Below are 11119 nucleotides of genomic sequence, written 5' to 3' on the forward strand. Positions count from 1 at the left end.
GGCAGGCCGTGCGGATTGGATTTTGTAAACGGAAGATTTGCGACTATCGTGACGCTTCGGTTTTTTGGGCGTCATAGACCGGTACGATTAAGCTGAATGGCCACCATTGGCCTTCGGCACCTTGGAAGAGGCAGAATTTTTATGATCATCAAACCGCGGGTTCGTGGCTTTATCTGTGTGACCGCTCACCCTGTTGGCTGTGAAGCGAACGTCAAAGAGCAGATCGACTACGTGACTCAACACGGCGTCATCGAGGGCGGTGCCAAGAAGGTGCTGGTACTCGGCGCTTCCACGGGCTACGGCCTGGCCGCGCGCATCAGTGCTGCGTTTGGCTGTGGCGCCGACACCCTGGGCGTGTTTTTTGAGAAAGAAGGCGAAGAGGGCAAACTCAGTTCCGCCGGTTGGTACAACAGCGCTGCGTTCGAGAAGTTTGCCGTCGAGAAAGGCCTGTACGCCAAGAGCATCAACGGCGACGCATTCTCCGACGAGATCAAGCGCCTGACCATCGACACCATCAAAAAAGACCTGGGCAAGATCGACCTCGTGGTCTACAGCCTGGCCGCGCCGCGCCGTACCGATCCGCAGGGCGTGGTGCACACCTCCACCCTCAAGCCGATCGGCAAGGCCGTGACCCTGCGCGGCATCAACACCGACAAGGGCGTCGTGGTCGACACCACCCTTGAGCCGGCCACCCAGGAAGAAATCGACGGCACCGTGAAAGTCATGGGCGGCGAAGACTGGCAGCTGTGGATCGACGCCCTGCGCGACGCCGACGTACTGGCCGAAGGCGCCAAGACCACCGCGTTCACCTACCTCGGCGAGAAACTGACCCAGGACATCTACTGGAACGGTTCCATCGGTGAAGCCAAGAAAGACCTCGATAAAAAAGTGCTGACCTTGCGCGACAACCTCGCGGCACTCAAGGGCGACGCCCGTGTGTCGGTGCTCAAGGCCGTGGTCACCCAGGCCAGCTCGGCGATCCCGATCATGCCGCTGTACCTGTCGCTGCTGTTCAAGGTGATGAAAGAGCAGGGCACCCACGAAGGCTGCATCGAGCAGGTCTATGGCCTGTTCAAGGACAGCCTGTACGGCAGCGAGCCTAAGCTGGATGCCGACGGCCGTCTGCGCGCCGACCTGGCCGAGCTGGAACCCAAGGTCCAGGACGCCGTGGCCGCACTGTGGAACCAGGTGACCGACGACAACGTCAACGAGATCAGCGATTTTGCTGGCTACAAGGCTGAGTTCCTGCGCTTGTTCGGTTTTGAAGTCGATGGCGTGGACTACGATGCCGACGTGAACCCGACCGTGAAGATCAACGGCCTGATCCAGGCCTGAGACACGGTTTAAAACAATGTGGGAGGGGGCTTGCTCCCGATAGCGATGTGTCAACCAAAGATAAATTGACTGACACTCCGCCATCGGAGCAAGCCCCCTCTTCATTTGCGTTGCGGGTGTTTTTCAGAAACATCCTACGTGCCGACGCGCAGCTCCCGCCTGACAAACTCTGCCAGACTCCTTGGGCTATCACGCCATGCCAACGGAGGATCTGATGACGATTCGTGCAGTAGTTTTCGATTTCGGCGGTGTCCTGTTCGACTGGAGCCCGCTGCACCTGTACCGCAAGCTGATTGCCGACGACCATGAGCGCCAGTGGTTCCTGGACACCATCTGCACCCAGGCCTGGAACACCGAGCAGGACGCTGGCCGCCCCCTGGCCGAGGCCACCCGCACACTGGTTGACCAATACCCGCACCATGAAACCCTGATCCGCGCTTACTACGACCGCTGGCACGAAATGCTGCGTGGCCCATTGCCCGAAGGTGTGGCGATTCTCAAGGCCTTGCACGCCGTCAATATGCCGCTGTTCGGGCTTACCAACTGGTCCGCTGAAACCTTCCCCTACGCCCGCGCCAACTACCCGTTCCTGCAATGTCTGCGCGATATTGTCGTGTCCGGCGAGTTGAAGCTGATCAAGCCCGATCCCGCGATCTATCACGCCAGCCTTGACCAGGTGCGCGCCCATTTGCCGGATATCCAGGCAGGGGAAGTGGTGTTTATCGATGACGTGGCAGGCAATGTCGAGGCCGCCATCGCGCTGGGCTGGCAGGGTATTCATCATGTGTCAGCCGAGCGCACTGCCGCACAGTTGCGTGGGTTGGGTGTGGGCTTTTAGCGGGCGAACTGTTCCATTACGAAGTCGACGAAGGCGCGCAGCTTTGGCAAGCGGTAGCGGTCCTGGCGATACACCAGGTGCATGGGGCGGCTGGGCAGTTGGTAGGTGGGCAGCAAGGCCACCAGCTTGCCGGCTTCCAGGTCCGGCCGCACCAGCGCATCGGGCAACATGACGATCCCCATGCCGTGTACGGCCGCCTGACGCAGGCCTTGTGAGCTGTTGAGGGTCAGCGAGCCGGACACCTCGACCTCGATTTCCCCTTCGGCGCCGGTCATGCGCCAGAGTTTGTCGGCGTTGCGCCAATCGTCAGCGGCGGGGTAGGCGAAGGCGAGGCAGTCGTGTTGCCGCAGGTCTTCGGGTGTCTGCGGGGTGCCCTGGCGTGCCAGGTAATCCGGTGATGCGCACAGGGTGATGGTGTAGTCCTGCAATGGGCGAGCGATGAGGCCGGGTGTTTCCAGTTCACCCAGGCGGATGGCGACGTCGAAGCCGCTGTCGATCAGGTCCATACGCTCATTGCTGAGCACCACATACAGCTTGATCAGCGGGTAGCGGCGGGAGAACTCACTCAGCGCCGGCGCGAGGCGCTCGGTGCCGAAGGCCGGCGGTGCGGTGATGCGCAAGGTGCCCTTGGGAGTCTCGCTGTGGGCCTGTTCGGCCAGGTGCTCGGAGTCGGCCACCAGCCCCAGCACTTCCAGGCAGCGCTGGTAATACTGGCCGCCGAACTCCGTGAGGCTTTGCTTGCGCGTGGTGCGCTTGAGCAGGCTCACGCCCAGGCGCTGTTCCAACGCGCGCAGGTGGTTGCCGACCATGGTGGTCGACAGGCCGCACGCCTGGGCGGCGGCGGTCATGCTGCCGCTTTCGACCACCTTCACGTACACCGACATTGCCTGGAACACATCCATTATCAAGCCTTGCTTTAAAGTCATTGCACAAAAGCGGAGTTTATCCAGCTGAGGTGGCTAACGATACTTCAAGCCACCCCAACAAGACACTGGAGCCCGCTACCATGACCGCCGCCTGCCTGATGAGCACTTATCAACCCCTGGCCCTGAGCTTCACCCGTGGCCTTGGCACACGCCTGTGGGATCAGCAGGGCCGTGAATACCTGGACGCAGTGGCGGGCGTGGCGGTGACCAATGTCGGGCACTCCCACCCCAAACTGGTGAGCGCCATCAGCGAACAGGCAGGGCTGTTGTTGCACACCTCCAACCTCTACAGCATCGACTGGCAACAGCGTTTGGCCCTGCGGCTGACGCAGTTGTCCGGTTTGGACCGGGCGTTTTTCAACAACTCCGGTGCCGAGGCCAACGAGACGGCACTCAAGCTTGCCCGCCTGCATGGCTGGAAAAAAGGCATCGAGCAGCCGTTGGTGGTGGTGATGGAAAACGCCTTTCACGGCCGCACCCTCGGCACCATGGCGGCCAGTGACGGGCCTTCCGTGCGCCTGGGGTTTCAGCGTCTGCCGGGAGATTTCATCAAGGTCGGCTTTGGTGACCTGCACGCCCTGGATGCGATCACCGTGCAATGGGGCACGCGCATCGCGGCGGTTTTGCTGGAACCGATCCAGGGCGAAAGCGGTGTGCTGATAGCGCCGCCGGGTTATCTGAAAGCCCTGCGCGACCACTGCACACGCCACGGCTGGCTGATGATGCTCGACGAGATCCAGACCGGCATCGGCCGCACCGGCACCTGGTTTGCCTTTGAGCATGAAGGCATCGTGCCGGACGTGATGACTCTGGCCAAGGGCCTCGGCAATGGCGTGCCCATCGGCGCCTGCCTGGCCAAGGCCTCGGTCGCTCAATTGTTCACGCCGGGCAGTCACGGCAGCACCTTTGGTGGCAACCCGCTGGCTTGCCGTGTGGGTTGCACGGTGCTGGACATCATCGAAGAGCAAGGTCTGCTGCACAACGCGGCGCGCCAGGGCGAACACCTGCTGGCGCGGTTACGTATGGAGTTGGACGAGTGCCCGCAGGTGGTGGCAATTCGCGGTAAAGGCTTGATGATCGGTATCGAACTGGCCAGTCCCTATCGTGACCTGGCCCGGCGCGCCGCTCATGAACATGGGCTGCTAATCAACGTGACCCGGGGCAAGATCATCCGTCTGTTGCCTCCGTTGACCCTGGACGGCAAGGAAGTGGAAATGATCGTGCGGGCCATCACCCGACTGCTGAACTGAAAAAATGCAGTCTCACTGTGGGAGGCAGCAATTCCCCTCCCACAGGGGAGCAGCGTGACGCTCAAAGGTCGGCGCCATTGAGCCACTCCTGATTCAGCGTGTCGGTGTCTCCCAGGTACTCCAGCAACCACGTCATGGCCGGCGACACTCTGTTCTGCGCCCAGGCCACGCACGACGGGCTGGCGGGGAAGGGCCGGTGCAGGTGCAGCGCCATCAACTCGCCACGCTCGATCCACGGCAACACCTGATGCGCCGGTGCCATGCCCACGCACAGACCGTCGCGCAGGCAGTCGATGGCCGAGGCCCAGTTGGGCACCACCAGCCGCCGTTGGTTGTCCAGGGTCCATGTGTCGCGCTTGGGCAGGTTGCGAGAGGTGTCGGTCATGCACAGGGAGGCGAACGGGCGCAATTGGTCGTCGCTGAGCAAACCCTCCACTGCCGCCAACGGATGCCTGGCACTGACCACGCACAGCCAGTTCATGAGGCCCATGTCACGAAAGGTGAAATGGCTGGCCACCGGCACCGCGCTGGTCGCGCCGATCACAAGATCGGTGCGCTCATCGGCGAGGGCGTCCCACACGCCGTTGTACACCTCGTATTCCAGCAGCAACTCCACCTCGGGAAACTGCCGGTAGAAATCCACGACCAACTGCCGACAGCGCTGCGGTTTGACGATGGAGTCCACCGCCACCTTCAACTGACCGCTCCAGCCATTGGCCACCTGCTGGCACAGGCGCCGGGTGCCGAGCATTTTTTTCATCACGCCACGGGCTTCATCGATAAACAGACGGCCCGCGGGAGTCAGCTCCACATCCCGGTGGCGGCGGATGAACAGCGGCACCGCCAGCCATTCTTCAAGCTGGCGCACGGTGTAGCTGATAGCCGATGGCACACGGTGCAGCTCCTGGGCAGCGGCACTGAAACTGCCATGGCGCGCCACGGCATCCACCACATCCAGCGAATATTCGGACCACATGAGTGACTGCCTTCAAAATAGTTGATAGGAGTTTCCAATTATTCTCGCTTCACACAGGATTTGTCAGCTTCATAATGGGCGCCATCCAGCAAATAGTTTGATGGCAAGGTTAAAAAGGCTTCAATGAAAAATTCGTTTGGTTTTATCGGCTATTTGGCGGGGCTGAGCATGCTCGGTTATCTCGCCATGGACATGTACTTGCCGGCGTTTGGCGCCATGGGCGAGCAGCTGCAGATCGGCGCGGGCGCAGTGGGCGCCAGCCTGAGTGTTTTTCTCGCAGGTTTTGCCGTGGGCCAGTTGCTGTGGGGGCCGCTGTCGGACCGCCTGGGGCGCAAGCCGATCCTGCTGGCAGGCCTGAGCCTGTTCGTGCTGGGTTGTGCCGGGATGTTCTGGGTCGAAACTGCGCCGCAGTTGCTGGCCTTGCGTTTCATTCAGGCGATTGGCGTGTGTGCAGCGGCCGTGAGCTGGCAGGCGCTGGTGATCGACCGCTACCCGGCCGCCAAGGCCCATCGTGTGTTCGCCAGCATCATGCCGCTGATGTCGCTGTCGCCGGCCCTCGCGCCGCTGTTGGGGGCGATGGTGTTGAACCACTTCGGCTGGCAGGCGATTTTCGCCGTGTTGCTCGGGGTGTCGCTGTTGCTGCTGCTGCCCACCTTGTTCCTGCGCAGCTTGCCGAACCCCCCTGCAGACAAACCGGCAGCACGCCTCAGCTACGGGCAGTTGCTCACCTCGCGAGTGTTCACCGGCAATGTGATGATTTTTGCCGCGTGCTCTGCGAGCTTCTTCGCCTGGCTCACCGCTTCGCCGTTCATCCTCGGGGGCATGGGCTACAGCCCCAGCGATATTGGCCTGAGCTATGTGGTGCCGACGCTGGCCTTCCTGATCGGCGGCTACAGTTGCCGCAGTGCCCTGCGGCATGTTGAGGGCAAGGCGTTGCTGCCGTGGCTGCTGGTGGCGTACTGCATCAGCATGATGGCGCTGTACCTGGTTGCCACCTTTACCGCCCCGACCCTCACCACCTTGCTGATTCCCTTTTGCCTCATGGCGTTGGTCAACGGTGCGAGCTACCCCATCGTAGTGGCGAATGCGCTGATGCCGTTCGCGGAGAACTCCGGCAAAGCAGCAGCGCTGCAAAACACGTTGCAGCTGGGGTTGTGCTTTCTCGGCAGCCTGCTGGTGTCGTCGAGGCTCGACCAGCCGCTCATGATCACCGTAGGCGTGATGCTGGCAACCGCACCGGTGGCGGTGTTGGGTTATTGGCTGGCGCGGCCGAGGGCTGAGTGCGGCACGCTGGCGAGTGAGATGTCCGATTGATTGTATACAACTCTATGGACATATAACCTTTACATTGCATACAGTGGTCTCACAACAAAAACAGAGACCTTCTCACCATGACTACCCCGAAGGCATCACCGCAGCGGCCAGAAGATGAGAATCTGGGCGTTGCCGCCAACCTGGCTTACGGCCTGCAGCATGTGTTGACCATGTATGGCGGCATCGTTGCCGTGCCTCTGATCGTCGGCCAGGCGGCCGGTTTGGCGCCGGCACAGATCGGCCTGCTGATCGCCGCATCTCTGTTTGCCGGTGGCTTGGCGACCCTGTTGCAGACCCTTGGCGTGCCGTTTTTCGGCTGCCAGTTGCCACTGGTGCAGGGCGTGTCGTTCGCGGGCGTGGCAACCATGGTGGCGATTGTCGGCGACGACGGTGCGGCGGGGCTGCCGGCAGTTCTCGGGGCGGTGATGGCCGCGTCATTTATCGGCCTGCTGATCACCCCCGTATTCTCGCGGATCACCCGTTTTTTCCCGCCGCTGGTGACCGGCATCGTGATCACCACCATCGGCCTGACCTTGATGCCCGTGGCTGCGCGCTGGGCCATGGGCGGCAACAGTCATGCGGCGGACTTTGGCAGCGTGTCGAATATCGGACTGGCCGCGCTCACGCTGGTATTGGTGCTGCTGCTTAGCAAGATCGGCAGCGCGGCCCTCTCACGGTTGTCGATCCTGCTGGCAATGGTGATCGGTACCGTGATCGCAGTGGTGCTCGGCATGGCGGACTTTTCCGGCGTTACCCAGGGGCCGATGTTCGGTTTTCCCGCCCCCTTGCACTTCGGCATGCCCACTTTTCAGGTGGCCGCGATCATTTCCATGTGCATCGTGGTGATGGTGACGCTGGTGGAAACGTCGGCGGACATCCTGGCGGTGGGTGAGATCATCGACACCCGGGTCGACTCAAAACGCCTGGGTAATGGGTTGCGCGCCGATATGCTGTCAAGCCTGTTCGCGCCGATCTTTGGCTCGTTCACCCAAAGCGCGTTCGCCCAGAATGTCGGGCTGGTGGCCGTCACCGGAGTGAAGAGCCGGTTTGTGGTGGCCACGGGTGGGGCGTTCCTGGTGATTCTTGGCCTGCTGCCGTTCATGGGCCGGGTGATTGCCGCCGTGCCCACGTCGGTGCTGGGCGGCGCGGGCATCGTGTTGTTCGGCACCGTGGCGGCCAGCGGTATTCGCACGTTGTCGAAGGTGGATTACCGCAACAACATGAACCTGATCATCGTCGCCACTTCCATCGGTTTTGGCATGATTCCGATTGCCGCGCCGAGTTTCTACGACCAGTTTCCCGGCTGGTTCGCAACCATTTTCCATTCAGGGATAAGCTCGTCGGCGATCATGGCGATCGTGCTGAACCTGGCGTTCAATCACTTCACCGTCGGCAACTCGGACCAGCAGTCAGTGTTCGTGGCCGGCACCGAGCGCAGGCTGTGCTTTCACGATGTGGCGGCGTTGCGTGATGGCGATTATTTTCGCGGCGGCAAGCTGTTTGATGCCGAGGGGAAGGAGGTTCCGTTGTTGGCCGACATTCCAGGGAAAACAGCGAAACCTGAAGTCACTGAGGTCTGAATGTGAGAGGGGGACAGCCCCTCTCGCACCACCTGTTCAACCGGCCTTGAGTTCACCGTGCCGCGCCGAACACACCTCATCCAGAAACTTCACCACCGTGCCCATGCACGCCTGGCGTTCTTCTACATGGGGCATGTGGCTGGAGTCTTCAAACAGTGCCCAGCGCACATCGGCGATCTCATCCAGGAACGGCTTGACCACCAGCGGTGTGGCCTCATCGTGCCGCCCGGAGATCACCAGCGTCGGCACGTTGATCGCCGACAGCCGACCGATCACGTTCCAGTCCTTCAAGCTGCCGATCACATGGAACTCGGTCGGGCCGCTCATGGCGTGGTACACCGTTGGATCGGCGTCGACCTGGGCGAAGGTGCGTGCCACTTCTTCGGGCCACGGGTTGACCCGACACACATGCTGGTCATAGAAAATTCGTGAAGCGGCGAGGTATTCCGGGTCCTGATAGGTGCCGGCTGCTTCGTGCTTGAGCAGGGTTTCATCGACGCCTTCGGGCAATAATTTGCGCAGGCGGTTGGCTTCGCTGACCCAGGTGCGCATGCAGGTGGGCGAGTTGGCCGGGATGAAGGCGCGCAGGCCCTTGGGTTGCGCAATGGCGTGTTCGCTGCCGAGCATACCGCCCCAGGATTGCCCGAGGATTGCGTAGTCATTGCTGATTTGCAGGTGGTCCAGCAGGTTGTTCAACTCGTCGAGGAACAGGCCGACGGTCCAGAAGGCGGCGGGTTTGTCGGGCAGGTGGGTGGAGCGGCCGTTGCCCAGCTGGTCGTAGTGGATGACGGCGTGGCCGCTGGCGGCGACGTCCTTGAACGCGTCGACGTAATCATGGGTGCAGCCGGGACCGCCGTGAATGATGACCAGCGGCGTGCGCCCGGTGCTCAGGTCGCCGGTGACGCGGTACCAGGTCTGGTAGGCGCCGAAGGCCGCGTAGCCTTCGCGGATTTTGTCGATGAATTCCATTTCGTACCCTGCTCTGAAAAAAAAGGATCAGGGCTACGATAATTGGCCTGGGCGATTCAGGTAACTAGCAAAACAGCTAGGTTTTGCCGAGTTTCAGTCTTCCAGTAGCCGGTAATGGCTGGCACGCACCACCGCCTGCACGCGGTTCCTGGCCCCCAGCTTGTGCATCGCCGAGGCCAGGTGCAGGGTGACCACCGCCAGCGAGCGGCTCAATTGCGCAGCGATTTCGGCGGCGGTCATGCCCTCGGCGGCCCATTTGAGGCACTCGCGTTCGCGTTTGGTCAGGTGAATATGCGGGTAGGTGCGCAGTTCTTTGCTGAACAGCGGGTAGGCCGCTTCCTGCAAGGCGTGGGTAATGAGGCTGAAGTCCGGCAGCGTCTGCCGGGCATCCTGCAGCACCGCGCCGGCCTTGCCGGTGCGCAGGCCGGTCAGCGAAGCAAAGCCGCCGCGCGGCAAGTGGATGGGCACGCTGACGCCGCAGGTCAGTTGCTGGTCGTGCAGGTAGGAGGATACCGGGGCGTGGCAGGGATCGATGATGGTTTGCAGTGCGGTTTCGGCCTTGGCTTCGTAGGACCAGACAAACGGCGACACCGTGCGCAAGGCCAGGTGTTGCACTGGATCGATCTGGTAAAACCCTTCGCCGCACCACAAGGCATGCCAGTCGGGCGGTGTGTTGCGCAGCTCCAGCACCGAGGGAGTGATCAGGCTGCCGTCGTGATCGATCGGCACCGGGGTGTAGTCGTACACCAGCGCATCGAAACCCAATTGCTGGGCAAGAACAAACGTATTGTCCATCTGCTCATCCAGGCTCCTGCCCGGCATCAGACGATTGTTGAAGGCAGTTAGCTTGGCCAGCATCCGTTCTGCTCCCGAATTCATTTGAATCTCGACTTGCGGCAAGTAGAATGCCACGCCCCGGCGAAGGACTGCCAGACCAAACCTATAAGAAATACTAGGTTATGGACACGCGGCATCCTCGGTAGTGTTGGCCTGATCAGCGGCCACTGCCAGCCAGGCCGATACCACACAAGGAATGTACGCATGTGGCGTGAAATTGCCCCCGACCAGCAGTACAACGTGCAAGTCGACGGCCACAACCTCGTGGTCTACAGCTTTGGCGAAGGCGATGAGGTGTTGCTGTGCCTCAACGGCGGCCCGGGCCTGCCATGTGACTACTTGCGCGACGCCCATGGCTGGCTCAAGGACCATAACCTGCGAGTGGTTGCATTCGACCAGCTTGGTACGGGCGCTTCTGCCAGACCCACCGACGTCTCCTTGTGGGAAATCGGCCGTTATGTCGAAGAAGTTGAAACCGTACGCCAAGCCCTGGGCCTGGGCCGCGTGCATATGCTCGGCCATTCCTGGGGCGGCTGGCTCGGCATCGAATACGCCATTCATTACCCGCACGCGCTGAAAAGCCTGATCCTGGAAAATACCGTCGGCGACATCCCGCACCTGTCCCAGGAGCTGCAACGCCTGCGTGGCGCCCTGGGCAGTGAGACTGTGGCGATGATGCAGCGCCACGAAGCCATGGGCACCCTGGACCATCCGCAATACCAGGCCGCAATCACCTTGCTCAACTATCGCCATGTGTGTCGCCTGGACGAGTGGCCGGAGCCGGTCAAACGCTCCCTCGGCGACTGGAACATGGGGCCCTACGAAACCATGCAGGGCCCCAACGAATTCCTCTACATCGGCAACCTCAAGGACTGGAACCGTCTTGAGGAGATGGCCGCGTTCAGCATGCCGATTCTGATCACCACCGGCCAGCACGACGAACTCACGCCGGCCTGCGCACTGCGCATGAAACTGGCAGCCCGGCATGCCGAGTTGCATGTGTTCCCCAACAGCAGCCATATGCCGTTCTACGAAGAACCCCAGGCGTATTTTCCGGTGCTGCTGGACTTTCTCGCGCGTCATCGAGGCTGACG

General features: G+C 61.6%; 10 protein-coding genes. 6 read left to right on the top strand and 4 right to left on the bottom strand.

Annotation, left to right across the window (positions count from 1 at the left end):
- Positions 1-141: 141 nt before the first annotated feature.
- On the top strand, positions 142-1335 hold the full coding sequence (gene fabV / locus TU75_RS13005) for an enoyl-ACP reductase FabV (protein ID WP_003235301.1): 1194 nt from the start codon (positions 142-144) through the stop codon (positions 1333-1335).
- A gap of 214 nt (positions 1336-1549) precedes the next feature.
- The gene (locus TU75_RS13010) at positions 1550-2173 is read left to right on the top strand and encodes an HAD family hydrolase (RefSeq protein WP_060549162.1); all 624 of its coding nucleotides are present in this window, start codon (positions 1550-1552) and stop codon (positions 2171-2173) included.
- Here the strand turns inward: TU75_RS13010 and TU75_RS13015 are convergent.
- Complete coding sequence (locus TU75_RS13015) at positions 2170-3075, bottom strand: LysR family transcriptional regulator (protein WP_060549163.1); 906 nt, start codon at positions 3073-3075, stop codon at positions 2170-2172. The genes TU75_RS13010 and TU75_RS13015 overlap by 4 nt on opposite strands.
- Before the next feature lie 104 nt (positions 3076-3179).
- Here TU75_RS13015 and TU75_RS13020 point away from each other — a divergent pair, with 104 nt between their 5' ends.
- A complete protein-coding gene (locus tag TU75_RS13020; RefSeq protein ID WP_060549164.1) occupies positions 3180-4349 on the top strand; it encodes an aspartate aminotransferase family protein in 1170 nt (389 codons plus the stop codon).
- Positions 4350-4410: 61 nt separating this feature from the next.
- Here the strand turns inward: TU75_RS13020 and punR are convergent, their stop codons facing one another.
- A complete protein-coding gene (punR, locus tag TU75_RS13025; protein ID WP_060549165.1) occupies positions 4411-5325 on the bottom strand; it encodes a DNA-binding transcriptional activator PunR in 915 nt (304 codons plus the stop codon).
- A gap of 123 nt (positions 5326-5448) precedes the next feature.
- Between punR and punC the strand changes: the two genes are divergently transcribed.
- Entirely contained in the window at positions 5449-6639 is a 1191-nt protein-coding gene (punC, locus tag TU75_RS13030; protein WP_015371551.1) for a purine nucleoside transporter PunC, read from the top strand.
- 77 nt (positions 6640-6716) lie between these two features.
- Positions 6717-8219 carry a nucleobase:cation symporter-2 family protein gene (locus TU75_RS13035; protein ID WP_003235311.1) on the top strand — a complete coding sequence of 501 codons (1503 nt, stop codon included), beginning with the start codon at positions 6717-6719 and terminating at the stop codon, positions 8217-8219.
- Between the two features lie 36 nt (positions 8220-8255).
- On the opposite strand, the gene TU75_RS13040 is transcribed toward TU75_RS13035, so the two are convergent.
- Together TU75_RS13040 and TU75_RS13045 are read right to left on the bottom strand one after the other, a co-directional pair.
- Positions 8256-9188, bottom strand: a complete 933-nt coding sequence (locus TU75_RS13040) for a proline iminopeptidase-family hydrolase (protein ID WP_060549166.1) — start codon at positions 9186-9188, stop codon at positions 8256-8258.
- A gap of 93 nt (positions 9189-9281) precedes the next feature.
- Entirely contained in the window at positions 9282-10046 is a 765-nt protein-coding gene (locus tag TU75_RS13045; RefSeq protein WP_003235316.1) for a LuxR family transcriptional regulator, read from the bottom strand.
- A 183-nt stretch (positions 10047-10229) separates the two neighbouring features.
- Here TU75_RS13045 and TU75_RS13050 point away from each other — a divergent pair, with 183 nt between their 5' ends.
- The gene (locus tag TU75_RS13050) at positions 10230-11117 is read left to right on the top strand and encodes a proline iminopeptidase-family hydrolase (RefSeq protein WP_060549167.1); all 888 of its coding nucleotides are present in this window, start codon (positions 10230-10232) and stop codon (positions 11115-11117) included.
- Positions 11118-11119: the final 2 nt, after the last annotated feature.

The sequence above is a fragment of the Pseudomonas poae genome (assembly GCF_001439785.1).
In the GTDB taxonomy this organism is placed as follows: domain Bacteria; phylum Pseudomonadota; class Gammaproteobacteria; order Pseudomonadales; family Pseudomonadaceae; genus Aquipseudomonas; species Aquipseudomonas poae.